Source organism: Candidatus Lokiarchaeota archaeon, from assembly GCA_014730275.1.
Taxonomy (GTDB): domain Archaea; phylum Asgardarchaeota; class Thorarchaeia; order Thorarchaeales; family Thorarchaeaceae; genus WJIL01.
The window spans coordinates 1-21,214 of the sequence record WJIL01000145.1 but is presented as its reverse complement, the minus strand read 5'-3'; the positions used below and the strand labels follow the sequence as shown (position 1 = coordinate 21,214).

At 44.7% G+C, this 21,214-nt stretch carries 14 protein-coding genes; 8 read left to right on the top strand and 6 right to left on the bottom strand.

Annotated elements, in window-relative coordinates:
- Positions 1-6 precede the first annotated feature (6 nt).
- Together GF309_16315 and GF309_16310 are read left to right on the top strand one after the other, a co-directional pair.
- The gene (locus GF309_16315; protein MBD3160345.1) at positions 7-1,041 is read left to right on the top strand and encodes a hypothetical protein; all 1,035 of its coding nucleotides are present in this window, start codon (positions 7-9) and stop codon (positions 1,039-1,041) included.
- A 55-nt stretch (positions 1,042-1,096) separates the two neighbouring features.
- Complete coding sequence (locus tag GF309_16310) at positions 1,097-1,927, top strand: hypothetical protein (GenBank protein MBD3160344.1); 831 nt, start codon at positions 1,097-1,099, stop codon at positions 1,925-1,927.
- A 46-nt stretch (positions 1,928-1,973) separates the two neighbouring features.
- Here GF309_16310 and GF309_16305 read toward each other — a convergent pair whose 3' ends face one another.
- The 3 genes from GF309_16305 to GF309_16295 form a co-directional block, all read right to left on the bottom strand.
- Positions 1,974-2,270 (bottom strand): hypothetical protein, encoded by a 297-nt coding sequence (locus tag GF309_16305; GenBank protein ID MBD3160343.1) that lies wholly within the window; start codon positions 2,268-2,270, stop codon positions 1,974-1,976.
- A 68-nt stretch (positions 2,271-2,338) separates the two neighbouring features.
- Positions 2,339-3,319: a hypothetical protein gene (locus tag GF309_16300; protein MBD3160342.1), complete on the bottom strand. Its 981-nt coding sequence runs from the start codon at positions 3,317-3,319 to the stop codon at positions 2,339-2,341.
- Positions 3,320-3,394: 75 nt separating this feature from the next.
- Positions 3,395-4,387 carry a hypothetical protein gene (locus GF309_16295; GenBank protein ID MBD3160341.1) on the bottom strand — a complete coding sequence of 331 codons (993 nt, stop codon included), beginning with the start codon at positions 4,385-4,387 and terminating at the stop codon, positions 3,395-3,397.
- A gap of 264 nt (positions 4,388-4,651) precedes the next feature.
- Between GF309_16295 and GF309_16290 the strand changes: the two genes are divergently transcribed.
- The 3 genes from GF309_16290 (at position 4,652) to GF309_16280 (ending at position 6,841) form a co-directional block, all read left to right on the top strand.
- On the top strand, positions 4,652-4,801 hold the full coding sequence (locus GF309_16290) for a hypothetical protein (protein ID MBD3160340.1): 150 nt from the start codon (positions 4,652-4,654) through the stop codon (positions 4,799-4,801).
- 41 nt (positions 4,802-4,842) lie between these two features.
- On the top strand, positions 4,843-5,313 hold the full coding sequence (locus GF309_16285; protein ID MBD3160339.1) for a redoxin domain-containing protein: 471 nt from the start codon (positions 4,843-4,845) through the stop codon (positions 5,311-5,313).
- Positions 5,314-5,479: 166 nt separating this feature from the next.
- Positions 5,480-6,841, top strand: a complete 1,362-nt coding sequence (locus GF309_16280; protein ID MBD3160338.1) for a malate dehydrogenase — start codon at positions 5,480-5,482, stop codon at positions 6,839-6,841.
- Between the two features lie 125 nt (positions 6,842-6,966).
- Here the strand turns inward: GF309_16280 and GF309_16275 are convergent, their stop codons facing one another.
- Positions 6,967-8,940 carry a M28 family peptidase gene (locus tag GF309_16275; GenBank protein ID MBD3160337.1) on the bottom strand — a complete coding sequence of 658 codons (1,974 nt, stop codon included), beginning with the start codon at positions 8,938-8,940 and terminating at the stop codon, positions 6,967-6,969.
- A gap of 155 nt (positions 8,941-9,095) precedes the next feature.
- On the opposite strand from GF309_16275, the gene GF309_16270 reads away from it, so the two are divergent.
- The 3 genes from GF309_16270 (at position 9,096) to GF309_16260 (ending at position 12,752) form a co-directional block, all read left to right on the top strand.
- The gene (locus GF309_16270; protein ID MBD3160336.1) at positions 9,096-10,202 is read left to right on the top strand and encodes a 4Fe-4S dicluster domain-containing protein; all 1,107 of its coding nucleotides are present in this window, start codon (positions 9,096-9,098) and stop codon (positions 10,200-10,202) included.
- The gene (locus tag GF309_16265) at positions 10,199-11,539 is read left to right on the top strand and encodes an FAD-binding protein (GenBank protein MBD3160335.1); all 1,341 of its coding nucleotides are present in this window, start codon (positions 10,199-10,201) and stop codon (positions 11,537-11,539) included. Before GF309_16270 ends, GF309_16265 begins: the two co-directional genes overlap by 4 nt.
- Before the next feature lie 70 nt (positions 11,540-11,609).
- On the top strand, positions 11,610-12,752 hold the full coding sequence (locus GF309_16260) for a hypothetical protein (protein ID MBD3160334.1): 1,143 nt from the start codon (positions 11,610-11,612) through the stop codon (positions 12,750-12,752).
- Positions 12,753-12,840: 88 nt separating this feature from the next.
- On the opposite strand, the gene GF309_16255 is transcribed toward GF309_16260, so the two are convergent.
- Positions 12,841-13,269: a glycine cleavage system protein H gene (locus tag GF309_16255; GenBank protein MBD3160333.1), complete on the bottom strand. Its 429-nt coding sequence runs from the start codon at positions 13,267-13,269 to the stop codon at positions 12,841-12,843.
- A 78-nt stretch (positions 13,270-13,347) separates the two neighbouring features.
- On the bottom strand, positions 13,348-13,761 hold the full coding sequence (locus tag GF309_16250; GenBank protein MBD3160332.1) for a hypothetical protein: 414 nt from the start codon (positions 13,759-13,761) through the stop codon (positions 13,348-13,350).
- Positions 13,762-21,214 lie beyond the last annotated feature (7,453 nt).

Here is a 21,214-nt window from a genome sequence, read left to right as displayed (position 1 = left end):
TCCCCATTGAGAAAGCCAGTATTGCCAGAAGAGATGGCAGGTACATTCTTTGGGGTAGGGAGCGTAGGTGAGACCGATCCCAGAGTTCCAGTCGAGTACGTACAGCAACTCGAAATCCCATACGCCTATCAGATTCCTTCCCTTAGAGAGGAGGATATGATACGACAATTTGGTTATCTCATCGATGGATTTGAAGAGAATGACGAGGATTTTGTTCTCGATTTAGGGATTGACACATTCCGGTCGGTCATGTCATCCGACACACCCATGATTCCTGATTGTGAACATTTCCATAGTCTCTATTTGTTACTCGAAAACAGTTCCTATCCTGTTTTCAAAACACAGCAAACAGCACCTGCAACAATGTGCTACAGCACTCGCGGGCCTGAGGGCGGGCAATATGTCTCCAAACAGATGCTCCAGTTTTATACTGCTTTGATGAAACGGATTGCCAACGGACAGAAAGAACATCTCGAAAGCAAGTGTGATAGAATCATTCTCTGCCAAGATGACCCCGCTCTTGGATTTGTGCTTGAAATGAATCGCAACGATCCATCCATAGGGCTTTCGCTTTCCGAAATATGGGCAGCAACAGAGTCTGTCTTTCCTCATGAGATTATTCCCGCATATCACTACTGTCATGATTGGCGAAGTATAGGCGAGGAAGATTCACACCCCATCTTTGAAAGCGACCCACTCATTTTCCATATGGACTTGCTTAGTTATCCTCCAAGTGTTGGGTCCACTCTGGCAGAGATGATGAACGGATTCATGAAAAAAGGGGGCGGCCTTGCTCTTGGACTGATTCCAAATACAGATGATTCACTCAAAGGCAATCTCATGGCAGTAGTACAAGAGAACCTAGAATCAACAATGGAGAAGTTCTCTAAATCAGGAGTCGACTTGGATCTACTCAGCAGAAATGCAATGATTTCAACGGTATGTGGGCTTTCAGGTGCAAGCAAGAAAATGACACGCGAAATCCATCATAGAAGCAGAGAGTTTCCGAATCTGTTTGTTGATGTTATTTCCTCATTTTGACCAGATAGCCTTAAATTATCCACCTAAATGAGCGAGACTTGGAGACTTGGATATCATGGGAGACAATGACAACGAATCTGGACCGATAATGCGTTTCATACAGGATTACCGGATGAAGATGCTCATTCCTGAGCTGTTAGTCGTCTTCGGGGTGTGGTATCTAAAACCATCATCAATTCAATTCGGACCAGAAGGAAATGTTTACTCCTTTCTGGGACCTCTATCATATCTTTGTCAGCCGCTATATTTCATCCCAACAGGTTTCATGATTTTGATTACTGCATTCACACTCCATGGTATTTATCCCTTGGATAATTATCACGAAGGAAAGATACCGAATCTTCCGAAAGGTGCAGTACTGATGATTATTGTATCCTTCATTTTTCTACCTCTTCTTGTGGCCATGCAAATGATTGGCTACTTCATGACCGAAGCCACGGAATACTTCAGTCGAAATCCATTATGGGAACGATTTGAGAGCTTTGGAGATCTCTTCTTCTATGCAGGCCCAATGTTCTTTGCAGGTCTGCAGTGGTGGCTGTTTATCCCGGTTTTCTTCCTTTCACAAGGAATAGATGGAATCCACAAGATTGCCCATCACGAAACCTCAAATGAAACAATCACATGGGTGTTCTATTTCCTGTTTCCAATCACAATGCCCTTCTTTTTCAGCCCTGTTGAGATAATGGCGATGGCAGCCCTTTCCATACCAGCCTTCGCATTCTACTCGTATATTAGACCATACTACACCTATGTCACAGCAGTGCATACATTCACTTTTGCAGTCCTTGTCGTTGTAACCGCACTGATTGCACCCTACCTACCTTTGATTGAGATATGGTTCCCAGGATTCGTTCCACCACACGTTCCACCAAAGCTTTGGTGAAACCAAGGTAAATTAGGTGCGATGAGACACTCAAGCAAGCCGACAGCTAATCAGCAGCAGTTGGCTTACGGCTTGCTGGTTTCTCATCTTCCTCGCGTAGCTTGTGTCTAAATGGACGTCCTTGGCCGTAAATAGAAGGATCTTCATTGGCTGTCTTGGATATTATCACACCTAGCCCGATTGCCTGAACGATAACTGAGAAAATCGAAATTACGAAGACCTCCACGAAATAGGCATGCTCAAACAGCTGGAAAATCCAAACTGTGGGATAGATTACTGCCTGGAGAATGATTCCGGTGATAAGTAGCAAGACCCATCGGTTCTTGAGATTCTTTGATAGCATAGGCGTATCCAATCCTTGACGTGTATCCAGCTGGTCCCGTAATTAAAGATGTCTATGATTTCTACTGGTCAATCTCCTTTTGCAGCTTCATAGTTCTGTTCAAGCTCCCTTGCCAACCCTTCTCCAAGTTTTCGGAAGTCAGAATCTGAGATATGGGGCACGCTACTCGTACGTTTGGGAATATCGAAACGGGCAACCATGACAGTTACATTCTCATCCATGGATTGCTCAACTATTGCTTTGTATCTCGTTCGAATATCCAGTTCCTTGGTGCCTTCAGACACAGGATTGCCTTTGTATATGGTTCCAACAAGGTAGGGATAGCTGAAACCACCACTACTGGACACCTGTACTTTGACCTTCACCGTATCAGGTAAACCCTCAAGATTCGCGACGGGCTCAGCTTCCATAATTGTCAGGGCGTCACCTCGTCTTCCAAGTCGCACTTTCATACCAACACGAAGCATCGATGCGTCCCGCAATGCCTTGGTGTAGTGATACGTATCATCAGTAGTGGGAGCTTCAAAAAAATTCTCAGCATCAATGGTTGGAATCCTAAATCCAAGAACAAACCCTGAGATACCAATAATTCCATAGATGATAACAAGTAACAAAATGAACTGCAGGGTTAGATCGAAAATGGGTTGTGCATACGAAGCATGAATTAGGCCTAGGCTACCAAGAAAAATAGTCAGGAAGATTAAGAATCCACAACCGCAGCACTGATTCCCGTGACCCAAGAGGTCACCATAAGCTTCTTCAAATTCCTCACGCATCGTCTCATATTCTCGGAAGTTAACCCATTTCTCGGTTTCCTTCCATTCTCCGGGAATGTAATCGATGGCTCGTTTAGAAGCAGCTCCAAGAATCAAAGAAAGAACCAGCAGAGCGAAGGGGAAACCAAAATAGACCAGTAGTGTGGTTCTACCCGTGTCACCTTCAGTAAAGTAGTAGTAAAGCGCAATCGCAACAATAACTACAACGGCGACTGCGAATACACGGTTGACTATTCTCTGGCGGCGGTAGTCAATTATCTGCTCATCAGTCAAGTAGACTTCACCTCATTGGAGCAACAAATCATGAACTTGAAATAAACCCGAGTCCTCATGAAGCTTTCTCATAGACTAGATATCTTTCTGAAGTCGGCATAACAGTTCCTCTGCATCTTCATGCCCATCTTCGCGTTTAATCCATTCTCTCAGAAGAAGGATTTCCGCAGCAATCAAAACAGTTCGAACATCTTTTACACCTAGTTTCGAACGCAGGAAAGGCGGTTCCTTCACATAATGACCATAAGAATCATGACCCTCTGATTCTCTGAACTGTCGGTCCATAGATCGCCAGTACCACATGACTGAATCCTCTTTGTCAGAATGTAGTAAAGCATGAACTCTTTCTACAACCCGAAGCTCACCCGACCATGATTCAACATATCCATCATCCTCTACATATCGTACCCTGGCGAACACACGAGGAGACCTGTATATCTCATATCCATCATGTTCTGCTTTGTCAAGCACGACACGAACATTGTAGAATCCAGGAAGGCTATCTTGCTTCTCAGCCAACCAAATAGCCTCTCTTATGAGTGGTAACCTGAAATCACCAGATGCCTCATTCTCCATAGCGTGATAACCAACATATGCAGATGAAGCTAGCAAAGCGGGATGCAGAACACTAGCGGCAATCAACAGAAACTCTGCTATATTCTCGTCAGATACTATGCTGTAATAAAGGAATCCAACTTTTGAAAGCGCCAAAACGACCGGAAGAAACCACATCCAAAGCTCACTTCGTGGAGTAAGGCGTCTATACTTCCGAAGATACTCCTTGCCTTTCTTCCTTAAATCACTAGTTTCAAACTGAATTGGTTCAAATTCCCAGTCAGGTCGTCTGTATTCTAAGCGATTCTTGGCAGCACGACCTAGAAAGAAACCAGCTGCTAAAATGGTCATTGGAACTAATATGATATAGAGTAGAAACAGTATGAAGCCATAGTTCTCGCTTTTAAGCATCTGAGTAACAATGATTCCGAGTACTTGAGTCCCAATGAGAAGTGCAACGAATAGTGCCTTGAGTGAACTCAAGGATTTCTCTTTGATGATTTTGGCAGGCAAGCCCGTTTGCTCCCGCCGTTTTGAAACTGGATGTGTGCTTTAAACATATCCTTCAACTGCCCGAGATCCATCGCCTCATGTACATGAGACTTTTCGAAGATTGCTAGTCAGCAACACACCATCGTTGATATCATACCGAGAAGTAATCCCAACAACCTTAATCTAAAATCAGGAGAGGATACACCGTTATCCGTAACAGCCACAGAGGATCTTGATCTGGCATCTATAGACATAAACACGATAGAAATAGCTGGAGCTAATCCATTGAAATGGGCTCTTGAAGATGTGGATCATGATGGCGACATAGACCTGATCCTGTACTTCAGAACACAGGAACTTGAATTGACCCGAGAAAGCAGCGAAGCGGTACCTAGTTGGGAAACAATGTACGGAGCCCACGGCAACTCTTATTAGAGACTCAGCCCTATATTATTCACTATTGTGAAGTGATACTAATGGTCGACACAGGTGAAAAAGCTCCGGATTTTGAAACGGTTGACGAGAGTGGTAACAAGTTCAGACTAAGCGATCATCGGGGAGAGAAGATTGCACTGGCGTTTTATCCAAAAGATTTCACACCAGGATGTACCTCAGAGATGTGCTCTCTTAGAGATGGATACGAGATGTTTGATGATGCTGGAATAACTATCTATGGGATATCCGGGGGTTCAGCAGAATCACATCAGGAATTCCGTGAAAAACACAATCTACCATTTCATCTCCTAATGGATGAAGACCTAGAAATTGCAGAGAAATATGACGCCAGAAGCAAACTCAGCGTTATTGGACTAGGTGTCAAAAGAATCACCTACCTCATAGATGAAGACGGACGAATCCAGGGCATATTCGGTGGGGAGGGAGAAGAAAAGGTAAAATCCAGCGAACATGCAAAGCAGATATCTCAATTCTGGGGGCTTAAATTGTAAGAATCTGTAGAAAGAAAATCTCCAGAATGTTCAGATAGGACTCATCAAGCCGTTTCTCCAAAGCACCTCAACGGTTAGACTTTAAACCGGCTACTTTCCCCAATCGTATTGTCTGACGGACAATTTTGAGATTGATCTGTCGAGAGCTAATGGAGTTCATGAAAAAATGCCTGAAGAAAAACTCTCAGCGGAAGAACTGAAGAAGAAGGCTGAGAAGCCAGGAAAAGACGCCATGGTGCTGCATCCTTACTACAAAGGAAAAATACAGTCAATTGGTAAGGCACCAGTGCGAGACTTTTCCGACTTCGCTATTTGGTATACACCTGGTGTTGCCAAAGCATGTACAGCTATCAAAGAGAAGCCTGAACAAGTCTATAACATGACTAACAAAGGGAATATGGTGGCTGTCGTAAGCGATGGGACACGTGTTCTTGGCCTAGGTGATATTGGCCCCGAAGCAGCTGGTCCTGTTATGGAGGGCAAATCAATCCTCTTCAAATACTTGGGTGGCGTAGATGCTTGGCCAGTATGCCTCGATACCAAGGATGCTGATGAAATCATCAACACCGTGAAGCTTATCCAACCATCCTTTGGGGGCATCAACCTTGAAGATATTTCAAAGCCGAAATGCTACAGGGTTCTTGAGGAACTGCGAGCAGATGACGACGTGAACATCCCTGTCTGGCACGATGATGCACAGGGAACAGCAACTGTAGTTCTGGCGGGTGTATTGGGTGGTCTCAATGTTGTTGAGAAGGACATCGAAAATATCAAGGTTGCAATGATTGGAGTTGGATCTGCCAATACCCGAACAGCATACCTCCTGATAGCAGCGGGTGTCGATCCGAAAAACATGGTTATGGTCGACAGCAAGGGTGCTATCTATGCAGACCGAGAGGACATAGTCGAAGAGAAAGACTATGATACATTCAAGTATGATTTAGCTCAGAAGACAAACCCTGAACGGCATACCGGAAAGCTAGTTGATGTCATCGATGGTGCAGACGTTCTGATTGGTGCATCACGTCCAAAGCCGGGAACGATAAAGAAGGAAGCGGTTGAGAAAATGGCTGATGATGCCATTGTGTACGCCTGTGCTAATCCACTACCAGAGATCTGGCCATGGGATGCCAAAGACGCAGGCGCCAGGATTGTCGGTACCGGTCGAAGCGACTTTGAGAATCAAATCAACAACTCACTCGGGTTCCCAGGTATTTTCCGAGGCACACTTGATGTGCAGGCAACTACCATCACTGACGAAATGTGCATTGCTGCTGCTGAAGCGCTCGCGGATCTTGGAGCTGAAGAAGCATCCGAGCATAAGGTGATACCGCTTATGAGCGAATGGCAACTCTACCCCAAAGAAGCAACAGCTGTTGGTATGAAAGCCATCGAACAAGGAATAGCCCGAAAAGAGTGGGAACGAGACGAGCTGTACAAGCACGCAGAAGAAATCATCCGCAGAGCCCGAGCAGCATCAGAAACCCTCTACAAAGAAGGGCACATTCCAAAAGCCCCAGAAACTTAGTTCTAGTTTATGGAGAGGCTTCGTGCCTCTCTTTTGCACTTTTTTTCTACCTACATGTATCAACCATCAAATGGCAGACTATGGAATTCAAGTGATTCCTAGTGGCTTTTCGCTGCACGTGAGATTCAGCCAATTCGCCGCCAGAAGATGATGCTACCTACAAGTATGGGCACACAGCTCAGAAGGATAATGATGAGAATTGCATTGACTCTCGGATTGGGATCCGGCCCATCCGGTGAAAGGTCAGAATCATAATCTGGAGCAAGAGGGTCTAAACCTTCGAGTATCTCGAGCTCGTCTTTCAAACCATCGCCATCTGAATCATCATCTAGCGGATTTGTTCCTACTTGGACCTCTTCCCAGTCGGAGAGGCCATCAAGATCCCCATCCATCTGCAGTGGGTCGGCACCGTATTGATACTCTTCATAGTTTGTGAGATTATCATTGTCAACATCTGCTGTGGAATCATTTACTAGAGGATCGGTTCGAAAATTAACCTCCCAAGCATCTGGTATCCGATCCCCATCAGTATCATTGTTGTTGGGTGCAGTTCCTATGATCATTTCACGAATGTTGGTCAGACCGTCCCCGTCGAGGTCTTCCGAACTATCATCAACCAACGGATCAAGACCATTTTGAACCTCTGGGCCATCATTCATTGAATCACCATCGGTATCTTGAACGAAGATATCAGTTCCTATCTCCTGCTCATCCTTATCGGAGAGTCCATCCTTATCCCAGTCCAGAGGCGGGTCTGGTTGGGGCCAACTGTATTGCTCCGAATCTACCACTCCGTTGCCATCAGTATCAGACTCGTACCTTAGGTGGATTTCAAAGCTTGTTGCATTATTGTCATAATTGGCAACAGTAATCTGAACCGGGCCGAGACCAGTTACATGATCAGTCTGCAGTGAAGTTTCATTTCCAGATATCGAAGTGAACGGAAGTATAGTATCACTAGCATTTCGTATCTCAACAGCTAGTGTTCCGTTGCCAGAGATGCCGCCCAAAATATCCATTTTCTGGCTTTTCGTCATTGCTGTATGGTAGGACACTTGTTGGCCAGGAGCAAGACTATTCTCGATTTTCAGGTCCGTCATCTTGCCATTTCCTTTATGCGACAGATAGACAGCGGTCGTTGCAGCCGCCTTTGCCACCAAACCAGCTTGAGTTTTGTTGTAGTCGGGGCTATTTTTGGAATCCGAAGGGGGGTCGTCAGGATTTACTTCGTGGCCACTTCGAATATTAACAGCTGGAAATCCAGCCTCCCAGAAAGATTGATGATCAGTATCAGTGAGATACTCTTCAACTGCACTAATGATATCTTCACCAGATTTCTTCATGAAGGCAATGAGAATATCTGCAAGATACTTCGTTGATTGATAGCTATAGAGCGATAGGCGCTCATGTTCAACAAGAAGGCGCTGATCCTCATCCTGTAGCTCATCTTGAAACAGAAGTTGATCGAAGTTATAGTAAGCGATAACATCAACACCCTGTGACTGAAGATGATCGACGATTTCTTTTGATCCAAACATGGCCCGATTCTTATTCTGCTCATCTAGAAAGAACATATTGTACGAGAAGTAACAGTAGTAGATATCAACAGGAAGGCGATACTGTGAGAGAATGGACGCAATCATAGATACAACCGCACACCCTCCGGCATTATTATCCACACCCAATCCTGCAGGTCCAGTATCTAGGTGTGCACCAAAAGCTATTGCTCTGCTATCATTTCCGTAACCGGGTTGACGTGCCAGCACGGAATCATGATCTCCACAGTATGATGCATCAAGCCCAAGCGAATCCATCCGGTTTAGGACGTAATCAGCTGCTTGAGGATATCCCTCATCATACTCAACATACCTATTCCCTTCATTCAGAATCTCTGAGAAAGGTGTTAGAAATTGCTTGCTTTCTCCTAATTCCCATGCTACATCCCACCAGTTAAGCGAATTGTAGGGATGAGGTTCAATCGTTGTAATCTGTTCCTGACCATTACTGTCTTCTTGAGGAACTCTGAGCATGTACCCCAAAATTGCCGTTGAAATCAAGCCTATAATGAGTAGTGCCGCTATTGCTTTCTTCTTCTGCATTGGTCATACAATCCGGAGTGTATCCTTTCAGGACATAGCCCTATCCATCCTAACGCACATAAATATGCGTTGAAACGAGCATTAGATTCCGCCTCTATCGGTAGTGATATTATTCCACTTCTCAATAAATTCATTTAGAACTCGGAGAAGTGTTGATGTCTTTCGATCGCTGTGTGCGATGTGGATCGTGCCTCAAAATCTGCCCTATGTTCGATGTAACAGGGGATGAAAAATTCTCACCCCGTGGGAAAATGTATGTCCTGCAAGTTATGGACATGATAGAGAATGATGAAGAAGCTGGAAAGGAATTTCGCAAACTGCTTTTCGAATGCACAATGTGCGGCAGATGTGATGAAATCTGTGAATCAGATGTTGACCTGTTACAAGTTTGGCATGAACAGAGGGGTAGGGCAATTAGCAAATCACCTGACCAGTTTGATTACCTGCAGTCACTAAAGAAATCACTAGGGAATGTCAAGAACATCTATGGTCTCCCCGAAGAAGACAGAGCCGTCTACTGGCTCGACGAGATGGAGCTGGAGATTCCCGAAATACGGGACCGGGTATACGAAGAAGGAAAAACAGCCAAAATCATGGTTTTCCTTGGATGTCTCATGTCCTTTAGAGCCAGTCAGATGGACGTTGTGAAAGCCCTTTTCGAGGTTCTCGAGCATCTAGACAGCGACTATCTTGTAATGGGAGCAGAAGAATTCTGCTGCGGCCATCCCCTACATCTCATGGGAGATGATGAAGCTGCACAAGATTTGTGGAATCACAACAAAGACATTATCGATTCTGCGGGTGTGGATCAAGTTGTAACCTGTTGCCCGGGATGTCTCATCCAGCTTTCACAGCATCACGATTTCAAAAGAGCCGAGGTGCTCCATCACACAGAATATCTGGACCAAGTACTCGATGAGGCTCCAAAATATGAACAGGAAGCAGAGATGGCTTATCATGACCCCTGTGAACTCCATCGAATAAGTGATGTGAAGAAAGAGCCTCGTTCCCTGCTTCAGAAAATGAAGGTTGACTTCAGAGAAATGGATCTTTCCTGTTGTGGAGGTGGAGGATTGTTACGAATGACCGATCCTGACCTCAGTGACAAAATAATGGCAGTCAGAGCAAAACGTGAAGATTTGGCAGATACGATTGTAGTGACCTGTTGTCCATCATGTCGTGAGCAGTTCTTGGCCAATGATATTCAAACCCGGGACATCGTCGAGATACTAGCGGACACCTACGAGGGGGGAAGCGAGTGAGATTACGAAACATAGTAGCAGGGGCAAATGCATCAATATACTACCGACTTGATTTCGAGAAAATCAAACGGGTTTTCTACCCTGAAAATGAGGAGGACGTCCGTGATGCTATCAGCTACGCTCGAAAACATGAGTATGATGTTACTCCAAAGGGAGCAGGTTCGGGTCTTAGTGGAGCATGTACTGGAGGGAACCGAGGAAGAGTAATCATCAGCACTCTTCGAATGAACAAAATTCTAGATGTTTCAACTGAACAGGGGTACGTGGACGTTCACCCAGGTACGACTCCAGATGAAATCAATGCGCTTCTGGAGCCAAAGGATATGAAATTCTGGGTTGCCCCAAGCAGCAGAGATGTTGCAACAGTTGGGGGTATTCTGAATACAGATGGCGGTGGGAATGATACGTGGGTCAATGGCACGATGCGTGACAATACACTGAGGGTTGAGATGATGCTTTATGATGGGCGTGAAATATCCGTAGACAAGGATGGTGTAGAATCTGAGGACCCAGAACTCCAGAGGCAATTGAATAACAAGGGACTAACAATCGATGATATCGCAAGCTCTCACGGAACTCTGGGATTCATAACCCAGTTACGAGTCGCTGTTCGGCCATTCCCTGACGAGGAGTTGATTGGTGCGCTCGTTGAGTATGAGAACTATGATAGAATGGGCAAAACAATTCATGAAATGATCAGCAGAAACAGTCCAATCCGATATGGTGAGAGCATAATAATGGCCCACAAGGATATACGGGAGAATCTTTCTCCCCCGCTTCAAATATTGGAGTTTCCAGAACATTATGCTGAAGAACTGGGAGAGATAACTGACTACAGACAATTGGATAGTGCGGAACTTGAACAACTGAAAGACACTAGAATCAAGCTACCCAAGCGCAATCCAAAAGAGGGGACACAGCTGGCACTATTCGAGGGTTATGGGCTCCATGATGATAGTTTGTTAAATATGGAGCAAAGTATTGAACACATCAATGAGGTTCTCCGGGAACACGATTTGATCCCGTTTGCGAAGTATGGACATGCACCGAGCAAGTGGTATATGGGCAACAACAAACCTGCATATGGTATAATAATGCACTCACGAGAAATCAGACCCAAGGGACAAAGCAGCGAGGATATTTTCGAAACAGTACTAGCACTAGTTGATAGATGCAAAGAGCTTGGAATCACACCAAAACCTGAACATAAGTGGCCATTTGCTGACAAGGACAAAAAAAAGAGAATCACGGAACTCAGGAAAATCATGGGCCGGGGTTTCAACAGCTTCATCCTCGCGAAGGATTGTGCTACATCAACTCTGCGAACGATGGTTTAGCCCCAGTAAAGAATACTTTCGGCCTACCCCCTCTACGTGCTTAAATACCTTTTACAAAAATAGATTGACGATGGCGATGGTAGACCCACACAGATCTCCGAGGGGCCTGTTTGACCCTTACTATGTTCCTGAAGACCTTTTACACAGAGACAGAGAAATCAAGAAAATCAATGGATTCTATGGCGATTCCTATGAGGATCAATATGGAATCAATTGCCTTGTGCACGGGATAACAGGTGTTGGTATGACAGTATTCTCACGTTATTTCCTAACCAAGCTCGTGCCCGATAGTTTTGATGCTCTAACAGTATACGTAGATGCCGAATACAAAGACACACTCGAAATCGTGTCTGAACTAAACGACAAAATCCACAAAAGAGCAAATAGACCAATAACTGTTGCTTTTGATCTTGACGTGCTCTGGATGCAATTCAAACGAACTGCTTCGAAAGTGGACAAACGGGCAGTATTTGTCATAGATAATATAGATGAAACGAATGAAGAGATTTACTCAAAAGTAGCTCAGCTCTCAAAGGAAATCAAAGCTAGCACCATTGGAGTTCTGAACAGCCATGATTATCGAAGGCTAACAAAATCATCAGCAACAAGCATGGCGTATGATTTCGAGGTTCCACTTGATACTTACACCCAGTCTCAGCTTTATGATATTGTCAGAATGAGGGTTGAAGATACCTTCCCGCTTACACTAACCGACGAGGTCATTCGTTATCTGACAGATATTGTATGCGAGTTCGATGCCAGCAGGCCGAAAACATCAATTGAAGCCCTCAAAACGTTATGGCCACTTTCCAGACAGGGCAAGCAGATAGATTCAGATGTTGTTAGAGCAGCTACATCAAAAATCGCAGAATATGCCTACGACCAAGATTATCTTGATGTCGTTGAAACCGTCAGCATGAATGATTACATGACGCTTCTTGTTCTGGAAGCATTAACCGAACATTTGATGCATTACAAACAGGAAACGTACATCGATCGCCAAACACTTGATGAAATTATAGCAATCAAGTGTGAGGAAATGGGGGTACGACACTCAGTTAAGGATGTGAACAAGAGTCTCCAAACACTAATCTTTCAGAGTGTTGTCTTTGAATCAGGATATTCCAGCAATTTGCTTTACGTCCTCGTTCCACCGGAGATACTCCATGATGCAGCTCTTCAAATGAGAAGGGAACTGGCGAGAAGAAAATAGAGTGGTGGTGCAGACTTACGCCCGCACCAAATTGGGTTTCGATTATGAGAGAGATCTTCTGAAAGATGGCACCTTTAAGAGAATGGAATTAAAGGTCCCCGCTCTTGTCCTCCCATTCCGCCTCGACCCATTCTTCTAAACCATCTGCACCTTGCATATCTTCAAGGTCTTCATCAAGATTCTCGGGTTCAAGGACGGCAATCCAACCCTCTCCATAGGGGTCTTCGTTGAGGATTGTGGGATTCGTCTTGAGCTCATCATTAACTTCCACGAGCTTTCCTGTTACTGGGGATTTGACTGCTCCAGTCCATTTTCCAGATTCAAGCGTGCCAATACTACGACCAGCATCAATACTTCTGCCAGGAGGGCGTAGTCTGACGAACTTAATCTTGCCCGCTAATTCCATTCCGAAGGTAGTAAAACCAATTCTGACCTGGCCATCTTCTTTCTTTAGCCAAATCTGATCAGAGTTGTAGTATAGATCCTCCGGAAATTCAAATCCTTCCTTAGTCACCATAGGGTTGTCACCTTAACAGGAAAGTCTGGCTGGATACTTAAGTGGATTTCGGCATACCAATGTAAAAGAGAATCGGGTTCATTTTTCGCCATTCATGGCCTTCCTAAATTCCTTCAGCTCGCTTGCTTCCACTTCTACAAATAATGGACCTGAATAGCCACAGTCCTCACTTTCGCAATAGTACGTCTTTGGTACGAGCCATCCTCCAATCGAGCTTGTAGCCTCACGTATTTTTGAGCTTCCACATCGTGGACACACCTTGACTTTTCGTTCGGTCACAAGATAATTCCTCCCGACCTGCGAAATATGTGTTCGTATGGTTTTAAGTGAATCCACTGCCACATTGTTGTTCTTTCTGTTCATCAATTGATTATCGAATAGAACAGGTTGATTCCGAATAGCCGAAGGGAAATAGGGAGCACCTTCATCGACAAAGAAATCGTATAGGGGGCACCCTTTTGACCCCCTACATTTTGAAGTGTGGTCAGACACCGTTTTCTTCTAGGCTTTCCAAGAGTTCGTCAACCAAATCACGAGGTAGTCGTTCAGCCTGTTTCATGATAGTATCGATTTCATGAGGTGGTACGCCTCTGTTTTCGAGATCCTTTCTCAGCTCCTCCAGCTCATACGGACTCAGGCGCTCAGGTGGAGGACTTTCATCTGGCTCTCCTTCTGGAATCTCCTCAGGTTCTGCCTCTTCTTCCTCTTTCAGAAGCAGGCGTTCAACGTCTTCCACTTCTCGAACTTCGGGAGTTTCTTCGACGTCCTCCGGTACTTCCTCGCCTCTAAGTCGCTTTCGGGCCTTCTCTCTGACCTCTTCGATGATGGCATCTGTTTCTTTGTCTTCACGTTTGGCCGCACGAATTGCCTCCTGATGGATGACTTCTTTGATGAAGGCAGCCTTCTCACTTGGTTTCATCTTGTCAATATCGCCCTTGAATTCCTCCAGCTCCTCGGGAGTAAGATTCGTGAGGATGGATAGCATCATGAGCAATTCTCCAAGCTCGGGAACTTCAACCTCTACGGCCTCGGACGGCATTTCAGCAGGAGTTCGTGTAACCTCGACTGTTTTGTAGGTATCATTGAACAGTTCTGCAACAAGGTGCTGCCTACTCTTGGCCTCCTCGACTGGGCTCGGAATGTCTCCTTTCTCCAATGATTTAATCTGACCATTGATTTGCCGCAACCGCTTGGGTACACTCCAGATCTTGATATAGGCGATAAGCAGGAGAATAATCACGAGACTGATAGGGGTACCAAATGTGAAAGCCGTATTGAGCGTTTGAGCAGCTTGTGTAGGACTAACCGTAACATCTTCATCAATTATTTGGACCTCGGTGTTTTCTTTCTCAAGCTTCAACCTCAGAGTGGATGAAGCTGAAGATGCTTGTAGTAGCGGAGACTCAGCAGTATATTCGAAGATGTAGTACCCGGGTCTCTCTTCATCCTCGTATCCCTGTTGTTCGGCGCTCAGCAATTGCAGTTGGGACTCACCGGTCAAACTCAGATTGGCCCCTGTCACGGGCTGATTATGCCATGTGTCATTATAGTAGATTACAATCTGGCCTACTTCGCCATAGAGAAGGTTTCTATTGAATTCCACTATGTTGTATTCTGTTGGCACATCTATGATAGTAACTGAAATTCTGATGGTAGCTGTAGTTCTATTCGGCAGCTCTAACTTCACTAAGAGAGTATATGGCTGCGGACTAGACCTCGGTCCACCCTCGATATCTTGATACAGTGCACTGAAGGTTGTATCAAATGAGTATTGGTAGTATCCATTACCCAGCTCTTCCAGATCGAATCTGATTGTCTCAAGCAGGCTCGGATGTGAAATACCGGTGACGTTCACAGCATTTTCCAAGCCTCCAACATATCCATCAGAGTTATCGGTGTCATTGTAGAAGAACGTGATATCAACTGTTTCACCAACAGGAACCAAGAGATCTGTGGACTCATTCTCTATACGATTCTTCTCTGGAGCCTCAGGAACAATTTCTGTTGGGACTTCCAAAACCGTTATCCGAATTACAGCAGTTGCTTCCTGATAGTTTTCTTTAGTAAACGTCAAAGAAAGCTGGTAGGTGTCAGGCACAAGTAGACTGGTATCTACCGGCACTACATATTGGCCAGCACCTATATGAGTTGCATTTCCGCGGACTTCCGATAGACTGTAGGGTGCAGCAGCTTCTGGAATCGTATCATTGAATGAGAGATCCATATACGTGAAGCTAACATTCCCTTTCCAGCCCCAGTAAACCTCCAGCGAGGGAGGTCTATCGACCTGGGTGATAATCTTCTTGACCGTCAGCGAGAGAGAAGCTGTGGAACCTGCGAACTCAGATGCATTGGCATATGGTCGAGCCTTGAAACTGAGACCCCAGATACCAAACCCAGGAGCGTCTTCAGTAGTATTGAAAGCGACCCAGTATACACCATCGCCAGCGTTAGTGAAGTTCCCTGTCTCACCCGTATCAGCAAGATACCAACTAACAGTAGCTTGAGAGAAGGTGATTCCTAAGTCAGGAGCAGTTAGAAGAACTGTGAAATTGACAACTTCTGAATACACTGCGACCATATCTTCACTGGTATCGCCTGTCAGGGAAAGATCGGTTCTTGTCTGCAACAGATTGACCTTGAATTGATAGCTGGCAGGATCATAGTTCGATAGCTTTCCGGTCAATCGGACTGTGTAGAAATCGATTGGGAGGACTGTTGCAGAACCAGGGATTGTTGTACTATAGTATCCCGCTGTACCATTGAAGGATAATGGATAATCTGACCCTTGGAATGTAGCATATACTTCATTCACATAGGAACTGTCTATAGGTGAATTGTAGGTCGTATCATTCAAATAGAGAGTAATATTTACCTCAGACCCTCTATCAATATCCTGAACTAATTCTGCAGGGGTGATAGAAATAATCTCACTGGGTAGCGTCTTAACAACCAATGTCAAGGTTGTAACTGAAGTAGCGAATTTGTTCTTCTGTGCAGTTATGGTGACTACGCGTGTACCAGCATTTGCTAGTTCAGTATCAATTGAGCCCGTATAGATTCCATCACTGGTAGAATCTTCAAAGACACCACTGCCACCATCCCAACTGTAGGTAATAGTTGCGCCAGGAGTTAGATTGCCATCCAGCAGATTATTGTAATCTACTGAGACGTTTGCCGATTCCTTCCAGAACAGCTCGATGGTTTCCTCATGAGGAACCAGAGTTGTGGAAATTACAGTAACAGTGAATGCGGGGGTAACAGTTCTTGAAGAGTAAGGCCATAGTTCAGCGGTTACATTGAGCGTCTGTGGACCAGTGCCAGCAAGGTTAGAGGTATCAAAGGTAATATTGTATTGTCCACCACCAAGATCATCAACAACAAGATTCGATGGTTCAATAGCCGTGTCAAGGTACTGCACATGCATGATGGCGTCTTCAATCCCTATCTGGCCATGGTCGAGATCTTCGAAATAGACCACCACTGAGACGGAGTCCGTGTACTGTACACTTGCAGGATTTGGTGGATCGTTCTGTAGGCTAGTGTAAATCAAATCCACAGCACCCCGTAGCGTAATTGTACTCAGATTAGCATAGTATGGCTGCTGAGTGGGATTCCATTTTACAACCAAGTCAAAACTGTAAGTCCCAGTTGCATTAAGCTGGGTGGTGTTGAAACTGATAGAGTAGAGCCCTTCATCGGGACCAGTACCTTCAGTCAGGGTATATTCAGACAATGGTGGGTCCTGACAATCAAACCCTACGATAGCCCCATCTATCGGGTTCCCTGTTTCATCATCAGCCAAGGTGAAATTGACTGTCATGTTGTCTCTTAGAGGGGTGGTGGAAATTGGCACTAGGGATATTGACATGATTCTGTTCGTCACTGTTACTTTGACGATGGTTTGGTCATCACTGTAATATGGGCTCTGGGATTCATCCCAGTCCACCGTAACATTCAGTTCGTAATTGCTTACCAACTCACTTGTTATGAGAGTGGAGGGAATAGAAATTTCGAAAGTCTCACCATCCTGTGTCAAACTGAATCCACTGGTGAGCTTGGTCCCATTCTGCAGATAGATGTTGATGTCATCAATGACAATGTCAGTTATCGGCTGACCAGCATCCAAATCAGTATATACAAAGCTGAATGTGACATTATCAAGGAATTTCGTTTGAGGGGGCGGTACAGTGATTTCTACATTTGTATCGCGTTGCCTTACCCGTACACCAACTGATAGTGTAGCATTATCATGATAGGGAACCCCGGTCCAATTGGCGTGCACCTGCACGGTGTATGTACCAGGAGCTCCGAGAGCAGATGTATTGAGTGAGATTTCATAGAACCCAGCGCTGCCAACAGTCAATGTATAGTCAATAGTTTCAGTAAGCAGCTGTGAACCGTTGAATACGTCGATGTCACCACCTGCAATCCCTTCTTGAGCATCCTCATCCTGATAGAACACAGTGAAGGTGGCATTATCATTGTAAGGGGTTGTTTCAGCAGGGTCATCGATACTCAGAGACGAAGACCTGGTACGAAGCTCAAATTCAATGAATAGCGTATCTAGTTGGTAATATGGACTTACGTAGCTATACGACATCTCGAGCTCCAAGGTGGTTGGATCACTAATGTTTAGCTCAGGATGGTTATAGGTTTGAATTTCAACTACATAGTAGCCAAATGCTGGTTTCCATTCTGAAGTGAAGTACCAATCAGTCCCATTCACGATTTCGAGTGTGGTAAGACCTGAATCGTTCCCGATATTATCCAGTGTATACAAGTCTTGATAGTTCAGAATGACGGTGATTGAAGAGTTGTAAGGGACTTTGCCTATTGGTTCCGAGGAGAGCAATGTCACACGCTTCAATACTTTGAACTGCCGAATGCCTGTCGAGTTGAAGTAGTAGAACTTGGATGAGTATAGTGTCACATTCAAATTGTATTGAGCGGGTTCATCATAGAAAGTAGTATTGAACTCTATTTCATATTTGCCTGCTCCTTCCTCATATACTGTGTAATAGCTTGCATCAATAGTCGCAGTACCATTGTAAATCGTTACCGTAGCATTGTCAATCCCCTCAGAACTTGTTCCTGTTACATCCGTCCAAGTTACGGTGAATGTAACGTTATCGAGATATTGCGTAGGTGCCGGTGCCAAATACTCCAGTACTGTTTGTCGTGCAATCACATCCACAAATACGATGCGGTTCGTCCGATTTGCATAGAATGGTGTACCCGCCCAAGTAACATTGAGCTCCAAAGCCTTGGATCCAAGTGAACCAAAATCAGTTGTATTGAATTCAACAGTGAAAGTGCCCGCAGAATGAGAGTAGCTGAATGAGATATTCATAGACAGCGTAAGCTTGGAATCATCTAAGATGGGCTCAGCTTCTGCACCAGTAACATCCTCGAATGTGAAGCTGAACGTTCCAATCTCGCCGTAGCTCGTAGGTGAGGGAGGCGTTAACGAGATAAGCGTGTCGCGCGCTAGTATGCGAAGCGAAATCACATCTGTTCTGTTGGTATAGAAAGGATCTACACCTTTCGACCAGTTAACATTGAGATTCATGTAGATTCGGCCCGTATCGGTGAAAACGGTTGTATTGAATCGGATCGAGTAATTGCCTGGTTGGGTATCCTGATCTACTTCCCAAATATCCACTTGTGAAGTATCTACACTGTAACCCTGGAAACTAACGTAGATATGTACATCACCGGTATCATTCTTGATTCCATTCCCGCTATTCACGTCACTGAAGAATAACGTATAGCTCATGTTTCCAAGATACGGGGTTGGTTCGGCTGATTCTAGCAGTGTTAGAGAAGATTCTTCTCCTACCAGATTACCGGTGGTTGTGAGGGTCTTGTTCTGATACTTATAGACTGAGCTTGTCCAGTTTACGTAAACGTTGAAGGTCTTAATTCCCAGTGTGGTGAATTGGGATGCATCAACATGAAGTATGTAGAAGCCATTGCCTAAGTCCGTATTATTCTCCGAAGTAAAACTGAGAAGCTGACTCTCGTTCCACACTTCAAATTGCACGAAGGAGGATTTGATTCCAATATTATTGTCGAGATCACCATAATAGACCGAAATATCAAAAACTCCAGTTGAGCTCGTAGGATCAACTGCACTAACAAGCCTAAAGTCTGTATTGTGGGTGCGAATCGTCACCGTCAGATTGAATATTCCAAATTGATAGTTCTCGCCCTTCGAGAAGTTGAAAGTTACAACAGTATTTTGCTGAAGGTCATCCGTATCTTCTGTGATGAAGATAACCCGGTATCGTTCCTCTCCAGGAAGATAGGTCACACTTACGTTGCGAATCCAAGTTGTCTCTAACCGTACCAACGGTTCAGAGGAATTATCAACTGGTACATCGTGATCTGTATCCCAGTACTCCACATAGAACACAGGATCATTGCCTACCGGGATATCGAGGGCGCCAACAGTAGGAATCGCGTATGTATAAGCAATCCTAATGGTGAGTGTGAAGGTTAGGGTTTTGTTTTCATACTGGTCTGCGCCTGCTGTGAGATTGAATTCGTGGTCTCCCTTAGCAAAGCCAGTAACATTCAGCGTTACCCGGTATTCACCATTTCCAAGATTCTGCTTGTTGTATATGGTAATGCCGTCCGAGGTTATCGTTGCAGTATCTATGCCCTTGTTCCTGTCAACATCAGTGTAATTAAGACGAACTTGGACATGAGTATTGAATGGAGTTGTAACTTGAGGGTAGCTTGGCGAGGAGAGGTAGCTCCGAGCGTCTCGGTATCTGAATTCGATAACTATGTAATCGCTGCCATAAATCTCCCCGGACTTCTTGATAGTGATTCTAATACGATAACTTTCATCAGTTAGTTGAGCACTATCTATAGTGAGGTTGTATCTTCCGTTCGTAAGATTTCCCCAATCTATTGAGAAAACATGACTTGAATTTTCTACAGTAACGTCACTACTTGATAAAGATGATATGGCATCACCGTCGAATTGATTGCCCGGTTCAGATACGTTCACACGGAGAACAATACTGAAATCATCCCCAGACGGGATTATCAAATCAGTTGGCTCATGAGCGACTCTGATTCCCAATCGCCGTATGGTGACGTCGAAACTGTGGTCAGTAGGATTGTTGTAGATTGATCCAGTGAAATCCACAGAGAGCGTCACAGTTACTGTGGATACAGGCCAATCACTGGTATTTAGAGTCACGTTAGTGTCAGTTGGAGAGCTCACTGTTTGAGTTCCTTGAGTAGAAGTGAAGTCAAACGAAACAGCTTCGGTCGCAGCGATTTGAGAAGCAGTATCTAGGTCAGTAAGTACAACTGTCACAGGAGTATCATTGCCATAAGGCTGAGTCATAGAGCCTGTTACTGAAACTGCAGTATGATGCTTTCTGATAGTAATCTGGAACTGATGATTATCCGGATTGCTGTATATTGATCCAGCCAAGGAAACTGAGAGCGTTACAGTATCGGATCCCAAGTTCCATGTTTCAGTTCCGAAATCTACGTCAAGATCACTTGGATTGCTTTCACTCTGTTGGCTATAGCTGTCAGGATTAAGCGTGAAGGAATCGATATTTCCAGCTGAAATACTTCCACCAGTATCCAAATCTCGAATCACGATGGTAAGTGTAGTATTGAAACCGTGAGGAGTTGTCAGACTGCCTGACACGGATGCAGATGTATAGTGTTTGCGAATAACTATGTCGAATTGATGGTTATCAGGGTCGAAGTATATGGACCCGGTCATTGAAACAGAAAGCGTCACTGTTTCAGTACCTAAGTTCCATGTGTCCGTCGATAAGGTGAAGTCTAAATCACCCGGTGAATTCTCATCATAACTACCATAAGAAGTAGTTGTGAAAGTAAATGAAGAGACATCACCCGCTGCTACAGTTCCCCCAGTATCGGTATCTCGTATGACCATCCTTACAGT